The 15829-nt window shown below is 70.6% G+C and carries 16 protein-coding genes; 3 read left to right on the forward strand and 13 right to left on the reverse strand.

All coding sequences use genetic code 11. The features are described from left to right. Position 1: 1 nt before the first annotated feature. From OG943_RS07510 to OG943_RS07525, 4 genes are all read right to left on the reverse strand, one after another. Positions 2–769, reverse strand: a complete 768-nt coding sequence (locus OG943_RS07510; protein WP_328608959.1) for a MoaF C-terminal domain-containing protein — start codon at positions 767–769, stop codon at positions 2–4. A 39-nt stretch (positions 770–808) separates the two neighbouring features. Next, positions 809–1783 carry a helix-turn-helix domain-containing protein gene (locus tag OG943_RS07515; protein ID WP_328608960.1) on the reverse strand — a complete coding sequence of 325 codons (975 nt, stop codon included), beginning with the start codon at positions 1781–1783 and terminating at the stop codon, positions 809–811. Between the two features lie 110 nt (positions 1784–1893). Next, positions 1894–2832 (reverse strand): NmrA family NAD(P)-binding protein, encoded by a 939-nt coding sequence (locus OG943_RS07520; protein ID WP_328608961.1) that lies wholly within the window; start codon positions 2830–2832, stop codon positions 1894–1896. After that, on the reverse strand, positions 2829–3653 hold the full coding sequence (locus tag OG943_RS07525; RefSeq protein WP_328608962.1) for a polysaccharide deacetylase family protein: 825 nt from the start codon (positions 3651–3653) through the stop codon (positions 2829–2831). Before OG943_RS07525 ends, OG943_RS07520 begins: the two co-directional genes overlap by 4 nt. A gap of 89 nt (positions 3654–3742) precedes the next feature. Here OG943_RS07525 and OG943_RS07530 point away from each other — a divergent pair, with 89 nt between their 5' ends. Next, the gene (locus OG943_RS07530) at positions 3743–4087 is read left to right on the forward strand and encodes a winged helix-turn-helix transcriptional regulator (protein ID WP_328608963.1); all 345 of its coding nucleotides are present in this window, start codon (positions 3743–3745) and stop codon (positions 4085–4087) included. 55 nt (positions 4088–4142) lie between these two features. Here the strand turns inward: OG943_RS07530 and OG943_RS07535 are convergent, their stop codons facing one another. From OG943_RS07535 to OG943_RS07555, 5 genes are all read right to left on the reverse strand, one after another. After that, positions 4143–4607 (reverse strand): hypothetical protein, encoded by a 465-nt coding sequence (locus tag OG943_RS07535; RefSeq protein ID WP_328608964.1) that lies wholly within the window; start codon positions 4605–4607, stop codon positions 4143–4145. Between the two features lie 44 nt (positions 4608–4651). Then, a complete protein-coding gene (locus tag OG943_RS07540) occupies positions 4652–6109 on the reverse strand; it encodes an amidase (protein WP_328608965.1) in 1458 nt (485 codons plus the stop codon). Between the two features lie 32 nt (positions 6110–6141). After that, entirely contained in the window at positions 6142–7344 is a 1203-nt protein-coding gene (locus OG943_RS07545; RefSeq protein ID WP_328608966.1) for a GNAT family N-acetyltransferase, read from the reverse strand. Then, a complete protein-coding gene (locus OG943_RS07550; protein ID WP_328608967.1) occupies positions 7341–7982 on the reverse strand; it encodes a hypothetical protein in 642 nt (213 codons plus the stop codon). Before OG943_RS07550 ends, OG943_RS07545 begins: the two co-directional genes overlap by 4 nt. A gap of 182 nt (positions 7983–8164) precedes the next feature. Beyond that, positions 8165–9823, reverse strand: coding sequence for a gamma-glutamyltransferase (locus tag OG943_RS07555; RefSeq protein WP_328608968.1), 1659 nt, complete (start codon positions 9821–9823; stop codon positions 8165–8167). A gap of 257 nt (positions 9824–10080) precedes the next feature. Here OG943_RS07555 and OG943_RS07560 point away from each other — a divergent pair, with 257 nt between their 5' ends. Further along, positions 10081–11391 (forward strand): NAD(P)/FAD-dependent oxidoreductase, encoded by a 1311-nt coding sequence (locus tag OG943_RS07560; protein WP_328608969.1) that lies wholly within the window; start codon positions 10081–10083, stop codon positions 11389–11391. Positions 11392–11453: 62 nt separating this feature from the next. Continuing rightward, entirely contained in the window at positions 11454–12665 is a 1212-nt protein-coding gene (locus OG943_RS07565) for a PucR family transcriptional regulator (RefSeq protein WP_328608970.1), read from the forward strand. Between the two features lie 234 nt (positions 12666–12899). On the opposite strand, the gene OG943_RS07570 is transcribed toward OG943_RS07565, so the two are convergent. From OG943_RS07570 to OG943_RS07585, 4 genes are all read right to left on the reverse strand, one after another. Further along, positions 12900–13265, reverse strand: coding sequence for a peptidase inhibitor family I36 protein (locus tag OG943_RS07570; RefSeq protein WP_328608971.1), 366 nt, complete (start codon positions 13263–13265; stop codon positions 12900–12902). A 90-nt stretch (positions 13266–13355) separates the two neighbouring features. Further along, positions 13356–13778 (reverse strand): lasso peptide biosynthesis B2 protein, encoded by a 423-nt coding sequence (locus tag OG943_RS07575; protein ID WP_328608972.1) that lies wholly within the window; start codon positions 13776–13778, stop codon positions 13356–13358. After that, a complete protein-coding gene (locus OG943_RS07580; protein WP_328608973.1) occupies positions 13775–14026 on the reverse strand; it encodes a lasso peptide biosynthesis PqqD family chaperone in 252 nt (83 codons plus the stop codon). Before OG943_RS07580 ends, OG943_RS07575 begins: the two co-directional genes overlap by 4 nt. Further along, positions 14023–15816 (reverse strand): asparagine synthase-related protein, encoded by a 1794-nt coding sequence (locus OG943_RS07585; RefSeq protein ID WP_328608974.1) that lies wholly within the window; start codon positions 15814–15816, stop codon positions 14023–14025. Before OG943_RS07585 ends, OG943_RS07580 begins: the two co-directional genes overlap by 4 nt. Between the last annotated feature and the right edge of the window lie 13 nt (positions 15817–15829).

Raw genomic sequence — 15829 nt, forward strand, 5'->3', positions numbered from 1 at the left:
TTCAGACGGGCTGGGCGTCGGGGTAGGCGACCGAGCCGAGGGGGTAGACGTGGCCGCCGGCGCGGGAGTGCTCGGACCGGCCGTCGCCGGTGAGGCCGAGGAAAACGCCGGTGGTGCGCAGCGCGTAACCGAGGTCGTGCAGCCACACGCTGGCCACCGCGATCCGGAACTCGCGGAAGCAGAACAGGTAAAGGCCGTCGGAGAACTTCCACACCGTGGACAGGTCCATGTCGCCGTGGCCGCGCTGCACGCCTTCGAGGCACTGCCAGGCATAACGCCCGGACGAGACGTAGACGTGCTCGTACAGGTGATCGGGGCTGTAGCGGTAGAGGTTGCGCTTGCCGATCAGGTCCCGCGACGGCCCGGGCGCGGTGCCGGACGGCGGGCCCCCGTCGATCGTCCCGGCCTGAAAGCTTTGGGACACCCGGGGAACACCGTCGACCTCCTCGGCACCGATCACCGAGCGGACGGCGAGCGCGCGATGGGTCGAGGTCGAATAAACGACCGTCAGCGCTTCACCTTCGACGCTGGTGAGCGGCAGATTGACGAAGTACACGTCCTCGCGGACGGCGACGGCGTCGTAGGGATCCTTGACCCCGTTGCAGGTGGCGTGCTCCGCGTCTTCGAAGACCAGCGCCAGTTCGGCGCCGTCGTCGAGGGTGACGGTGACCGAGCGGCCGGTGAGGTCGGCGTCGGGCAGGCGGTAGGTGGCGATGCCGGCGGCGAACTCGTCGTAGGTGCGCCAGCCGTCGGAAGGGGCTTCGGGCATGGCCTCATCGTCGGGCCGCGGGGCCCGCCCGGCGAGCGGTCACGCGCTGGGCGGCAAGAGCCGGTCGCTGACGGTCAACTCCCGGCGCAGTTCGCTCGGCGCGCGGCCGAACGCCGTTTTGAACACCCGGCTGAAATGCGCGGCGTCGACAAATCCCCACCGCGCGGCGATGGCCGCGACCGGGCGCCCGGCGTGCACCGGGTCGAGCAGGTCGCGGCGGCAGTGCTCGAGCCGCCGGGTCCGGATCCAGCCGGCCACGGTGGTGCCCTGCTCCTGGAACAGCCCGTGCAGGTGCCGGGTCGAGATGAAGTGCTCGGCGGCGATCCGCGCCGGGTTCAGCTCGGGGGAGTGCAGGTTCGCGTCGATGTGCGCGCGGATCCGGCGCATCAGCTCGTGGTGCGGGTCGGCGTGGGTGTGCGCGAGGTCGAGTTCGGTGGCGAGCATGGTGGCGAGCAGGTCGACGGCGCTCTGCGCCAGCCGCGCGCCCGCCGGGCCGCCGAGCTGGTCGAGGTTGCTGCCGAGCTGGGCGAGGTAGGGCACGACGACGTTGCCGACGCCCTCCTTGCCCGACATGCGCACCGCGGTGAGCCGCCCGACGAGGTCGGCGGGCAGGTCGATCAGCCGCTGCGGGAACATCACCACGAGGGTGCGGAAGTCCTCTTCGAACACCAGCGAGTACGGCCGGTGGGTGTCATACAGCGCGACGTCGCCGGGCCGCAGCACGGCCTGCCGGTCGTCCTGTACCAGCAGGCCGGTGCCGGCCAGGATCAGGCTGAGCTTGTAGTAGCGGCGCTCTCCGCGCGCGATCAGCTCGGGCGTGCGCTCGACGACGTGCGCGGACGCGGTGATCTCGGAGACCTGCACCTCGTCGGCGTTCGACGACCGGATCCGGCCGCGGAACCCGTCCCCGGCTCCGGCGGCGCCCGCGGTCACGTGCAACGGCACGAAGGACTGCGAAACCACGGTGCGGAACTCGGTGAAGTCCCGGGCGATCAGGGTCGTGGGGGCGGTCACGGGGCACCTCACAGCGTCGGGAGTGTCGTATACGATAAGCGATACGATCCTCGCCGACAATGCTCCCGCGGTACCGGTCCGGCTACGCCCGGTGGCGCCGGGCCGGCCGATCAGGCCCCGGTCCACCCGGTGCGGCGCAGCCAGTCCTCGAAGGTCAGCAAGCCGGGGTGCAGGCGGCGCAGGAGGGTGATGTCCCGGTCACGGCTGAAGACGTCCCGGTCGCCGAAGAACCGGAACATCGCCGCGTAGTCGTGGCCGGAATCGGGGATCGCGGCGCGCAGGTCGTCGTGCGACATCGGGGTGTAGGCGCAAGGTCGGCCCGTGACCCGCTCGAAGGCGGCGGCGATCTGGTCGCCGGTCAGGCTGTCGCCGATCACCGCGAGGTCGCGGGCGCCCCAGGACTGCCAGTGGCCGAACATGTGGACGGCGAACCAGGCGATGTCGTCGAGGGCGACGAGCGGGTAACGGGCGGCGCCGAGGGGGAGCTCGAAGGTCAGGCCGCCCCGGCCGTCCGGCCGGGGAGCGAGCCGGTCGCGCAGGTTTTCGAAGTACGGCGCCGTGGTCAGCACCGAAACGTGGTTCGTGTACCAGCCGTCGGGCTCCTGGCGGAGCATCTCCTCCGACCGCATCAGGCCGATGTGCGCGGCGACCGCGGCCTTGCTGTCGAAGTGCGGGACGGGGTGGCCGGTCAGCGTCACCGCGCTGTCCAGCGACGACCAGATGAACCGCTCCACGCCCGCTCGGTGCGCGGCGGCCAGCAGGGCCAGGCCTTGCCGGTATTCGCCCACGGCGCTGCCCGTCGCGAAGAAGTCGGTGTTGGCGAACACGGTGTCGGTCTTTTCGACCAAGGCGTCGATGTCCGCCAGGTCGGAGCGGAGCAGCTCGATGCGGCCGGGCGCAGTGGCGGCGAGTTCGGTGGCGTGGGCCGACTCGGGATCGCGGGTGGGGACGATGACGGTGGCGGTGTCGTTGCCGCTGGTGGTGAGCAGGCGGTGGACCACGCGGCGGCCCATCGCCCCGGTGCCGCCGACGACGAGGATGCGGTTCATGACTTCCTTCCTTGGTGGGTGAGCACGTGCTCGGCGGCCTGCGCGTGGGTGGCGACCCAGACGTCGCCGGAAGCGCGGACGTGGTCGAGGATCTGGGCGACCAAACCCGCGAGGAGCGGCCGGCCGCCGACATGGGCGTGGACGGTGAGCCGGAAAACGCCGGGGCCGGGGGCGGCGAGCAGCTGATCCAGCAGCTCCCGGTGCAGGTCGCGGTAGGCGTGCGGGCTCGTCGCGCCGTCGCGGACGTCGGAGTGGTCGCTGTGCATGAGCGAGACCAGCGGGCCGTGGGCGGTGGGCAGGACCTGGGGGAGGTCGTGGTCGCTGTGGTCGCCGGTCCAGCGGTAGCCGGCCTCGGTGAGCAGGCCGGAGGTGTGCCTCGACCCGGTGGCACGCGGGCTCATCCAGCCGGTCGGGCGAACGCCGGTGACCCGGCTGAGGATTTCGGTGCAGCGGCGGATGTTGTCCCGCTCGGCGTCGAGGCCGAGCATCGCCGGCACGATCTCCTGGGCCCAGGAGTGCGCGGCGATTTCGTGCCCCGCTTCGTGCACGGCCGCGACGGTGCCGGGGTGCCGCTCGGCGACGAGGCCGTTGACGCCGAAGGTGGCGGGCAGGTCGCCGAGGACGTCGAGCAGCCGCGGGACGCCGGTGGTGACGCCGTAGTCCACCCAGGACGTGCTGTGGGTGTCGTCGACGCCCGGCAACGGCCACGCCGCGGCCATCGGCGCGTAGGCGGGCCAGTGCCCGGGCGACCACAGCTCCACCGCGACCGTGACCAGCACGGCGACCTTCCGCCCGCCCGGCCAGCCGATCCCTGCTGTCATGCGCTTTCCCCTCTCCGGTGGCTCCTGCCGGAGACGTTAGAGAGGAGGCAGGAACCTCCAGGTTCCTGGCGGCGGGCTACCGTCGGGGGGTGCGTGCGTACTCCGGCAGCGTCTTCCTCGCCGACTGCCCGGCCCGGCTGGCGATCGAGATCATCGCCGACAAGTGGGCCGTGGTCGTCCTTTTCGCGTTGAGCCGGGCGCCCTGCCGGCACGGCGAACTGGTCGGCCTGATCGGCGGGATCTCGCGGAAGGTGCTGACCCAGACCCTCCGGCGGCTGCAGGGCTACGGCCTGGTCGACCGCCACGCCGCGGGCGGGAAGGTCGAGTACGCGCTGACCGGCCTCGGCCGGACGCTGGTGGAGCCGATCGGCGTGCTGACCGAGTGGGCCCACGTGCACGGCGGGGCCGTGGTGGAGTTCCGGGATGCTCGGTGATTCAGGTCTCGTGAGTGTTTATGACGGTTAGAACCGTCATAAACACTCACGAGGCTTACTGCGCGCGGCCCGGGCGTCCGGCCAGTCCGGTGGCCGCGGCCAGCGCCGCCAGGCAGGCGGTCGCGATGAAGAGGTTGGGGTCGAGGCCGAGCACCTTCGGCGTCTGGTCCTTGAACTCCTCGTCCACCAAGGTGGTGCCCGGGAAGAGCGTGGCGCCGTACATGCCCAGCCAAGGGGTGGACATGATCGCCGCCGCGGTCAGCAGGTTGCGGTCCGGGTCGCCCTTCTTGGCCGCGAGCAGCGCCAGCCCGCCGGCGCCCAGCAGCTGGCTCATGACGATGTACTGGGCGTCGTGGAACTTGGCGTGGCCCGGCCACCGGGGGTTGCGCAGGTGCTGGCGAGCGGTCCGCGGCACCAGGAAGTCCGCCGTCAGCGCGCCGACGGTGGTCGTCGCGCCGACCAGTCCGACCAGGAACCGGGCGGCTGACTTCTTCCTGCTCCGAACACTGCGTGGTTTCATGGCGACCAGGAAAGCACCTCCACCTTGCTTGAGGTCAAGCCCGGTCACACCGCCGTCGCCGGTGGACGGCGATCGGACCAGGCGGCGGCGCGTTCGAGCTGGCCGGCGAGCCGGATCAGCACGTCCTCCCGGTTCTGCGCGGCGACGAACTGGAGGCCGATGGGCAGGCCGTCGGCGTTCCAGTGCAGCGGCAAGGAGATCGCGGGCTGACCGGTGATGTTGAACGGAAGGGTGAAGGCGGCGAGTTCGGCGGAGCCGGCGGCCAGGTGCTCCGGCTTGGCCTCAGGCGCCAGTTCGCCGAGTTTTCGGGGCGGTACCGCCGAAGTCGGGGTCAGCAGGACGTCCAGCTCGTCCTCCCACAGGGCGGCCACACCACGAGCCCAGCGCTGGGACGCGCTGATCGCGCTCAGCCACTGGACCGCGGTGACCTGCCGGCCCGCTTCGACGAGCGCCGCGTTCATCGGCTCCAGCACCGACGGGGACAGCTGCTCGCCCAGGCGTTCCGACCAGCTCTCGAGTTCCCACGCGACTGCGGCGGCGAGCACCGGCGGCATCGTGTCGAACAGGCCGGGGGCGTCCAGCGCGGGGGCCGCGGCCGGAGCGACGTGGTGGCCGAGCGATTCGAGCAGGCGGGCGGTGTCCTCGACCGCGGTGACGCAGTCGGGGTGCGCCGGTTCGCCGGTGCCGGGCGCTGCGGTCCGGAAACCGATGCGCAGGGGCTCGGGATCCGTGCCGGCCTCGACCCGGTAGGGACGGGCCGGCGGCGGTGCGCTGTAAGGATCGCCGGCCGCTGCCCCGGCGGTGGCGTCGAGCACCGCCGCGGTGTCCCGGACCGACCGGGTCAGGACGTGTTCGTGGGTAAGGAAACCCCAGTAGTCGCCGTACTGCGGCCCGAGGCTGTTCCGCCCGCGGCTGGGCTTGAGCCCGACCACCCCGCACGCGCTCGCCGGGACGCGGATCGAGCCCGCCATGTCGTTGCCGTGGGCCACCGGGACCAGCCCCGCGGCCACCGCGGCGGCCGAGCCGCCGCTGGAACCGCCGGGCGAGCGCGTCAGGTCCCAGGGATTGTGGGTCGCGCCATAGGAGAGGGGCTCGGTGGTGAAGCTCGTCGCCAGTTCGGGGGTGTTCGTCCGGCCGCAGAACACGAAACCCGCCGCGCGCAGGCGTGTGGCCAGATGCGAGTCCTCCGTCGCCCGCCAGTCGCGGTCGCGCAGCGCGCGCATCCCGCCGTGCACCGGATCACCCGCCCAGTGGGCGAGGAAGTCCTTCAGCAGCAACGGAACCCCCTGAAACGGTCCCTCGGTGATCGAAGCCGCTTCACGCCGCGCCAGCTCGAAACGTGTGCTGATCACGGCGTTGAGGTCGCCGTTGTGCTGTTCGATCCGGGCGATCGCGGCGTCGACCAGTTCCAGCGGCGTCACCGAACCCTGGCGGACGAGGCCGGCCTGAGCCGTGGCGTCCAGCCACCTGAGTTCGTCGGCGGTCGTGGTGGACCGGCTCATCCGTGGCACTCTCCTTCGTTCTCGTGGGCTCGTCAGAAGTAACTCCCGGCCCAGGACGGCCTTCGGGTGGCGAACAGCGCGTCGGCGTCGGGCAGGGCGGCGGGGTCGCGGACCTCGACCCGGCCCGCGCCGGCCAGCGCGGAGAGCCGCCAGCCGCCGAGGTAGGCCATGGCCAGCGTGGCCGCGTCGCAGCGGAGAGCGGCGGGTTCGTCCGTGCGGACAGCTCCGTCGGACGTGATCCGGTAGGGGCCGGTGTTGGCCGGCAGCAGCGGGTCGTCGACCGCCACGACCACGGGCCGGGCCGCGCCGTACTCGCGGGCGGCCAGTGCCTCCGGCACGTCGACGAGCCGGACCCAGTGGTCGTCCTCGATCAGCGTGACCTGGCTGACGCGGTGGTCGGCGAGGATCAGCTCGATCGGCTCGTCGAGCGGCCGGGACCCGGCGACGATCCGGTCGACCAGGTCGGCGCCGAGCAGGAAGCGCCACAGCCCCGCGAACGCGTCCGGGGTGCCCGTGACCAGGTCGGTCAGCTTCAACGTCCTGGTCTTCGGGCGCTCCTGCTCGGTCGTGACGGTGTAGCAGGCGTACCCGTCCGGCCCGTCCGGGCCGTGGTGCACCACGGTTTTCACCGGCGCCGGCTCCCGCCGGGCGAGGTCCTCGTACAGCCGCCACACCACGTCCGGGCGGGTCATCATGCCGGGCCGGTGCGCGATCCGGTCGTAGACGGCGGGCAGGACACCGGTCGCGTCGCCGGCGTCCAGCAGCTCGACCCGGCCGCCCGCCGGAACGCCGGGGGTCAGCCGGGCACGGTGCCGGTCGACCTCGTAGGTGCGCCGGCGGCCCGCCAGGCCGAAGCCGAACCGGCCGTAGATACCGGCTTCGGAAGCGCCGAGGCAGGCGAAGGCGACGCCTCGGGCGGCGAAGTCCTCCAGCTGGGCGGTCATCATCGCGCGCAGGACCCCGCGGCGGGTGCGGTCGGGGCGGACGCCGACCCCGCTGATGCCGGCCGCCGGGAGCCGGGCGCCGCCGGGAACGGTGAGCTCCGCGTCGAAGGAGCGGGAAGTGCCGATGAGGTCCGGGTCGAACGCCCCGATCGCGCCACCGGGCTGGTAGGCGAGCGCGGCGCCCGCCCACTCGGCGTCGGTGTTCGGCGGCAGGTGGAGCGCGCCGCGGAAGAGCGAACTGGCCGCTCGGTGCTCGTCGGTGCGCAGCGTGCGGACGGTGGTGCCGTTCATCCGGGCAGGCAGGCCTCGTCCGCGCCGAACCGCGACCACCACGAGGTTTCCCCTCGCGCGCCGGGACGGCTGAACGAGAAGTGGACGTGATCGGTGTGCGGGTGCGGCCCGGCGTACGGCCGCCAGCCCTGGTCCGCGGCGTAGGCGGCCCAGATGCGGGAGTCCCAGATCAGGTACATGATCCCGAACCGGCGGGCCGCCGCGAACGGGTTGCCGTGCCGGTCGGCGGCCAGCAGCCACGACAGCAGCTCGTCCGCCAGCTCGCCCTGGGTGCCGCGGCAGACCTTCCAGTCCCAGGCCCGGCCCTCCTTGTGCTCACTGCGCCCGGGCGCGTCCGCCGGCCGGACGATGCCGAGGCTCCCGGTGCTCGGGAACGCCCCGAGCACGAGATCCCGGAAGGCGAGCACGCCCGGCTGTGGCACCGGTGTGGTGGTGGTCTGCGGGTCGTAGTCGGCGGGATCGTCGATGCCGGGCCCGAATCCGCGCAGCGCCGCGGCGAGATCCTCGACGGTGTCGGCTCGCCGGTCCGGGCGGGGCCACGTCGTGGTGCCGGCAGTGCTGATGATTACCTCCTCGGTCGCGGGGTTCGGCCGGGGCGGGAGGTGACGCCGAGGGACTGGGCCTCGTCGGATCCGCAAACCCGCGCGGTTCGGCCGATGCGCCGCGAGCGTAGCCAGCCCGGGACGAGCCGGTCCAGCGTTCGCCGGTGCGCGCGGCCGACTCTGCCCGTTCGTCCCTTACACAGGAGGGATTGGACTGTCCACAATGGTCTTTGACCGTAAATGAGGGGTGAACGGCAGGGTAACGCCTTCGCTGTGATTCAGAACCCGGCGGCGACGCCTTCCCGGCGCGGGCCGGTGCACGTGCCGAGCCGGCCGTCCGGCTCCCGCCAGGCCATCTGGTAGGTGCCCATGTGGTAGTCGTACTCGGGCAGCGGGTTGGTGAGCACGCCCAGCCGGGCCAGCCCCGCGGGCACCTCGGGGGAGAGCCGGGATTCGACGGAGATCGTGTGATTGTCCTCGTACGGCAGGCAGCGCGGGGCGTTGTCGGCCTCGTACGGGTCCATGCCGAAGTCGAGGATGTTGGACAGTACCTGCGGGACGGTGCAGTGCACGTTGCCGGGTGAGCCCAGCGACAGCCACGGCCTGCCGTCGCGCAGGACCATCGTGTTGGACAGGATGGAGCGCATCCGCCCGCCGCCGGTCAGCCAGCCCTCGATCGGCGAGTTCAGGCCGTTGAGGTTGTGGCTGCCGACCATCGGGACGCCGCCGACGACCTCGCCGGGGATGCCGCCGCTCTGCAGCGTGTTCATCATCTGCACCCAGTTGCCCTGCTCGTCGACGACGGTCAGCTCGCAGCTGCCGGCGGGCTGTTTGGACGCCCCTGACGCGGCCATCGCCGGCAGGCCCCGGGACAGCTTCACGTGCTCGGTGAGGTCGACGTGCGCCTTGGCGTTACGCAGGATGTCCGCGAAGCCCCTGATCAGCGCGGGCGAGGTGAGCGGGCCGGTGGTGTCGCCGAACAGGGCCGGGTCGTTGAGCAGCCCGGTCTCCAGCGTGGCGCGGCGCAGCGCGTGGGCGAGGTAGTACAGCGCCTCCGCGTTCTCCGACCAGTGCCCGACCGAGGTGATGTCGAGCTCGTCCAGGATGCCCAGCACGATCTGGCAGAAGACGCCCTGGCGTTCCGGCGCCGACTGCTGCACCACGGTGTTCCCCTTGTGCTCCCACCGGTGGCCGGACATCCACAGCGGCGGCATCGCGGTCAGGTGCTCCAGTTTGACCGCCCAGCCGAGGCTGTTGCCGCGGGCGACGAAGTCCTGCGCCCACTTGCCGGTGAGGAAGTAGTCCGGTCCCTCCGCGGCGAGGTTCCGCATGGTCTCGGCGAGTTCCGGCACCGCCCAGCGGTCGCCGACCTGCGGCAGGTGCCCGCCGGGGGTGAAGTGCCTGCGCCCGGATCCGGTGTGCAGGAAGAAATCCACGGTCTGGGCCATGACCAGGTGCTCGAACGACGTGACTTCGTGGCCTTCTTCGGCCCAGTGGACCGCGGGCTCGCACAGCCGCGCCCACGGCAGGGTGGCGAACCGCTCGTACAGCGCCTTCATCCCGGGCATGAAACCGGGGACGACCGCGCTCGGCGTGCCGGGAATCTGCGCGTACAGCCCCTTGCCCGCCGGGATCGGGGCGAACGCCGGGAGGCCGGGCACGATCCGGCCCATGCTGTTCAGCTCGGCGACCTCGCCGGTCTTCGCGTCGTGGACGAGCGCGGTGACGGTGCCGGTGTGGTTGGTCATGTCCGGCTGGACCACCGCCTGCACGAGGGTGGCGGCGATCGCCGCGTCGACCGCGTTCCCGCCCGCGCGCAGGGTGTCGAGCAAGGTGGTGGTGACGACCTCGTGCTGGCTCGAAGCGACCGCCCGCTGGCCGGTGACGGTTTTCTTCGGGCCAACGCGGCCGGGTCCGGACGTCGTAGTGGTGCTCATGGTCCTCCTCGGAGTGATCACTGGCTGGGTGCGGGCCTGTCCCTGAAGGCCACCTTGAGGGCACATACGACCCTGAAGGTGGCCTTCAGAGCACGGTGGATCAGTGCCACTCTGGACCCGGCCGCGACCGGGGGACATGGACATTCGTTGACCACTGCGCTGCCACGGCGCGACACCTGTCGACAGACCGGGCGAGCCCGGCCGGAGAAACTGGACCGGTCCGTGAGAGCACGGGAAACGCAGGGAGGACGGGGACCATGAGCGCGGAAGTCGGCGCGGATGCCGTGGTGGTCGGCGCGGGGGTGATCGGGTCCGCGATCGCGCTGGAGCTGGCCAGGGCGGGCCGCCGGGTGGTCGTCGTGGACCGCGCGGGCGGGGCCGGGCTGGGCTCGACGAGCGCGTCGAGTGCCGTGGTGCGGTACAACTTCTCCACCCTCGCGGGGGTGACCGCCGCGTGGGAGGCGCGCGCCTGCTGGTCGTCTTGGGCCGAGCACCTCGGCCACGACGTCGGCGACCTGGCCCGGTTCGAGCGCAGCGGCCTGGTCATGCTCGACGTGGACGCCGCCCCACGGTCCGGCTGGCTGCCGCTGTTCGACGAAGTCGGTGTCCCGTATGAAGAATGGGACAGCGCGACGCTCGCCGAGCGGGTGCCCGGCATCGACGTGGGCCGCTACTGGCCGCCGCGGCGCATCAACGACGACCGGTTCTGGTCGGACGCGCCCGGCACACTCGGCGGGGTCTACACCCCCGACGCCGGTTACGTCACCGATCCGCAGCTGGCGGCGCAGAACCTGGCCGCCGCCGCGACCGCGGAAGGCGCGGAGTTCCGGTTCCGCGCCACGGTGACGGCCGTCGAATCCGCCCACGGCCGCGTCGGCGCGGTGGTGCTCGCCGACGGCACGAAGATCTCCGCGCCCGTCGTGGTGAACGCGGCGGGCCCGTGGTCGGGCCGGCTGAACGAGCTGGCCGGCGTCGGCTCGGACTTCACCGTCGGCGTGCGGCCGCTGCGGCAGGAGGTCGCCCACGCCCTGGCGCCCGAGGGTTATCACCCGGCCGGTGGAGCCGGGCCCGCGATCGCCGACGCCGACCTGGGCACGTACTTCCGCGGTGAGGTCGGCGGCGGGCTGCTGGTCGGCGGCACCGAGCCGGACTGCGACCCGCTCCAGTGGCTCGACGACCCCGACGACGTGAACCTCAACCCGACCATGGCGGTGTTCGAAGCGCAGGTGACCCGGGCGGCGCGGCGGCTGCCCGGGCTGCGGGTGCCGAACCGGGCCCGGGGTGTTGTCGGCGTCTACGACGTCGCCGACGACTGGACCCCGATCTACGATCGCACCGAGCTGCCCGGGTTCTACGTCGCGATCGGCACCAGCGGCAACCAGTTCAAGAACGCCCCCGTCGTCGGACGGCTGATGGCGACCCTGATCGACCGGGTCGAGGCGGGCGCCGACCACGACGCCGAACCCGTGTCCTACCGGGGCGTGCACACCGGGCTGGCCATCGACCTCGGCAGCTTCTCCCGCAAGCGTGAGCGCAATGCCGGCAGCTCCGGCACGGTGATGGGCTGAGCGTCCGGCCCGGGCGGCGGTCTACCTTGGACAGCAGCGGGTAGCCGAGCGGAAGGGGTTCCATGCCCGAGGGCGATCTTCAGTCCCTTGTGGACGAACTCGCGGAGCGGCTGCGGCGCTCGGTCGCGATCGACGACCCGTCGATCCGCCTGCTCGCGGCCAGCCGCCACTTCGGTGACGAGGACGCGCTGCGGGTCAGCTCGGTGCTCAACCGCGCGGTCGACGCCACGGTGACCGACCCGATCTTCGCACTGGGCATCGCCCGCTGGACCGCGCCCGGCATCGTCGACGTCGACGGGGCGCGGCCGCGGTTGTGCGCCCCGATCCGGTGCAACGGCATGCTGCTGGGTTACCTGTGGCTGATCGACGAGGACGGCGTGTTCACCGAGCCCGAGCTGACCGCGGCCGGGGAGGCGGCGGCCGCGGCCGGCACCCTGCTGTACCGCAGGCTGTTGCTCCACGAGCGGTCGAAGGCGAGGCAGGAGGGCATCCTGCGCGAGCTGGTCTCGCCCGATGCCGCCGTGCGGGCCCAGGCGATCGAGGACCTGCGCGCCGAGCAGCTCTTCGGCGACGACTGCGCGGACTTCACCGTGCTCGCCGTGCAGGGCCAGACGATCGCCGCTCCGCAGCAGGTCGCGTTCGAGGCCGCGATCGAGGACGGTGTCCGCGCCGTCACCGACGACGTCGCGCTGATGGTGGCGAACCGTTCACGCGCCTGGATCCTGCTCATTCAGCGCCTGCCGCCGTCGAAGGCGCTCGTCGGGTCCGTGGCCGAGCGGATCACCGCCCGCTTCCGCCGCCTCACCGATGACAGCGCGCGCCCGGTGTTCGGCCTCGGCGGCACGGTCACGAAGCTCGACGCCGTCGTCACGTCCTACCAGCAGGCGCTGCTGGCCGCCCGCGCCGCGCTGCTGTTGCCCAGCATCGGCGAGCTGGCCCGGTGGGGTGAGCTGGGCCCGTACGAACTGCTGTTGAAACTGCCGCTGGACGACCTGCTCGGCACGTCCCCGGTGCCGGCGCTGGTGGCGCTGGAGCAGGAGGACAGCCACCGCGTGCTGATCGGCACGCTCACCGACTTCTTCGACCACGGCGGCAACATCCAGCGCACCGCGGACTCGCTGCGCATCCACCGCGCCACGCTGTACCAGCGGCTCAAGCGCATCGAACAGATCACCGGCTGCGACTTCGACACCGGCGACGACCGCCTGATGCTCCACCTCGGCCTGAAACTCCGGGCGATCGCGAGCGCTTACCGCGACCATTTCGGCGGCTGACCGATGCTCGCAGCATGTTGATCCACTGTGCTGTGTGTCCCCTTGAGATGATTGAGGCCTCGTGCCGAGTGTGTTCAGAGAACGCAGAACTCCGCAGTGGCCTGGCCTCCGCTGCCGAACCGAGCGCGGCCGATTCGACATCCTAGGCGCCAGCGTCAGGTATGCGGTGGCGACTCGGCTACAAGCAGCCGAGTCGCCCAAATCGCGTCGCAACCGCGCCGGCGGACAGGCAGGTCAGGTATGTGTCACGCCCGTGAAGATGTAATTACTGTACTTGTATCCCGGTTGACCGTAGGGCTGGAGCAATCCTCCCGCCGTCCCAGAGCAGATAGTGTACTCCCACCAGTAGAAGCGTTGCGTCGACATATTGATCAGTGAGTGTGCCTGAAAGCCATCCGGCCAACCACACTGTCCTTCCAGTGAGCTGTAATGCGCCTGCGCTCGAACGCCTCCGAAGTTCTTTTCGCTGTACCAGCAAACATAGTTCGACGGGCAGCCGTACTCGGTGACGGTTGCCTCGGCCGCAGGTGCTCCCGCAACCAGCAAAGAACCTGCGATGGCCACCAACGCGGCCCGGAACACTGTTTTTGAAGTCGACATTTCTTCCCTCCATTATTCGACAACGACACTCGGGCAGCATCGTCGGAAATCCTTGAGTTTCGATCAACAATCCGAGAGGGTCTTGTCATTTCACCCACGAGCGCCAGGGACACTCAGAGTGATATGGAATCTCTCGATCTCGTCGGAATCCTCGCCTACCGGCGTTCCGGCCGCGACGATCCAGGCGTGCGCAGCGAACGGTTCGGTGCGGACACCAGCGCACCAATCTGGCCAGGTTCCTCGGCTTCGGCACACCAGGGCAGCCGCGATCGATCGTTGAAGGCACCAGGGGCCTCCGCAGCGTGGGCTGACCGCGACCACCGAGTTGCGGGCTCGGGCGGCTGTTGCCAGATCAGCGGGTTTCGCGCCACGCCGCATGACTTCGAGCGTTTTCCGGAGGGGACGTGGTCGGAGTTCGGCGAGTCCTCGAGCGAGGAGAACGGCGCAGCGCGCGGTGATTCTCCAGCGCAGCGAGGTCTCCGTGGCGGTTTCGAGTGTCACCTGCCCCGTCATGGCGTCACCAGTTTCGCGTTGACCAACGACTCGACAAGTCGTTCGGCATCAGCAGTCACTTGGCTCGCGCTGGTCGGAAAGCGTTGCTGTAGTTCGTCGAGCGCGGGCTGGATGGTGCCGGTTCGGTCGAGCTCTTCGACGATCAGGCAACCTGTTCGGTTGAGTTGCCAGTATCGTCCGCTGCGTTGGTCGAGCAGGACGGCGCCGTGCTCGGTCACGGTGAGGGTCACGTCTTCGGCGAGCATCATGCTGGTCTCCTGTCGGTAAGTGCGGTGACGGTCCGCAGCCACGTTTCGCAGGCGAGTGTGGGGTCGGCGGGCGCGAGCGTGCGAGCGTCGGGATGCATTGACGGGAGCGTTCTCCGCACCGCGTCCGGGTCGATCAGCCCGAGGCGGGCCAGGTGCGAATCGGGTCCGAGTTCGCCGAGGATGCGTTGTTGGTGTCGCCGGATGCCCGAGTACAGGTGGGGGCTGTAGTCGCCCTTGCTGCGGCGGGCCAGGATCTCGTCCGGCACGATGCCGCGCATGGCCTGTTTGAGTACGGGCTTGTACTCGGTCAGCGAGGTGCGGTCTTCCAGCCGGATGGCCATGACGGCCTCGATCACGCGATCGTCGATGTAGGGTGCTTCATACGACACGCCGAACCGAGACGTCACCTGCGATGTCCGGCGGTTGATGTGTCCGTTGAGACGCATCATCGACAGCAGTTCATGGTGAATCCGCAGTCGCGACCACGGTTGCGTCGTCGCGGCGTCGACCAGGAGTCGTCGGGCTGCCGAGACCGCGTCCCCCGTCGCCCAGGCTGGCATGTGAGGCACATTCTCCCAGCCTGCAGCGGGGGACCAGGTAGAGTCCGTCAGCCGCGTGGCGCAACGGTTCAACCAGTGAGGGTAGGTCGTCTGATCGGCCAGGTTCCGGACAGTGTTCGGTAGCGTCCAGCGCCACAGCGACCTGGCACCGTGCGCCAGCCGGAGCGCGGCGAGCGGGCGCGTCCGGAGCAGGCTGTGCAGCCAGACCGGGCCGGGGTGGAACAGTTCGTCGCCGCCGCTTCCCTGTAAATGACGGCTCGCCCCGAGCGCGCTCACCTGGCGGGCGAGATGTTCTACGGTGCTTCTGGTGCGGAGCACGGGATAGGGACCTTCGAGGTCGCCCTCGCCGAGGGTGTAGTCGCCGTACCACTCAGGTGACTCGTCGGGTTTGAACACGACGTGCCGAGCGTGCGGTAACGCTGTGCGTGCGCGTTCCGCCCACGTCGCGTCGTCGTTCGTGGCGTCCATCGGCGTGTAGTGGGTGGTCAGCAGATCGCGGGTCCGCTGCGTGGTCAGGAAGCACAGACTCGTCGAATCCAAGCCGCCGGACAAGTCTGCCGAAACCCGGTTCGCCTGCGAAGTTCGTGCTTCCACCGCGTGGATCAACGCTTCCCGGACCATCTTCACGCCTGTATCGCGTGAGACCTCCGGCGCCGGCGGGGCCCACCAGCGCACTACGCGGCCCGTTCCGTCCGGGTCGACGCGCAGGTATTCGCCGACATCGAGCGACTCGACCCCGCGCCACAGAGGGCGACCGGCCAGATTCCCCGGCGCACGCAAGGAGAGGAGGTGGAGCGCCAGGACATCCTCGTCAATCCCCGCCCCCACAAGTCGGGCCAGCGTGTGCGGCCGGTCCGCGGCCACGGTCACACCATCGATCTGCGTGTGGAACACCTGGTGGGAGGTGGACACGGTGCCTTGGACCCGTGTGTTCCCCCGGATGGAACCGATCAGATGGAACGCTCCGGCCAGCGAGCCGGAGAGCCGGTCGAGGTCTTCGACTGAGCGCACCCGTCCAATCAGGCACCGCAACCGCTCCGCACCAACGGAGGCGCAGCCCAGGAGCACGACACTGACATCGCCGACAGTCTCGATCGTGAGATCCGAGTCCGCCCACCGACCCATGACCCACGGACGCCCGGAACCGGGATGGTCGAGCCTGCGCATACCACCGGAACACACGACGACGTGTGCTGCGTCCGGGCAATCCGGCAAAACGAGAAATTCCACAGTGCGCTCCAAA

Source organism: Amycolatopsis sp. NBC_00345 (genome assembly GCF_036116635.1).
Classification (GTDB): Bacteria; Actinomycetota; Actinomycetes; order Mycobacteriales; family Pseudonocardiaceae; genus Amycolatopsis.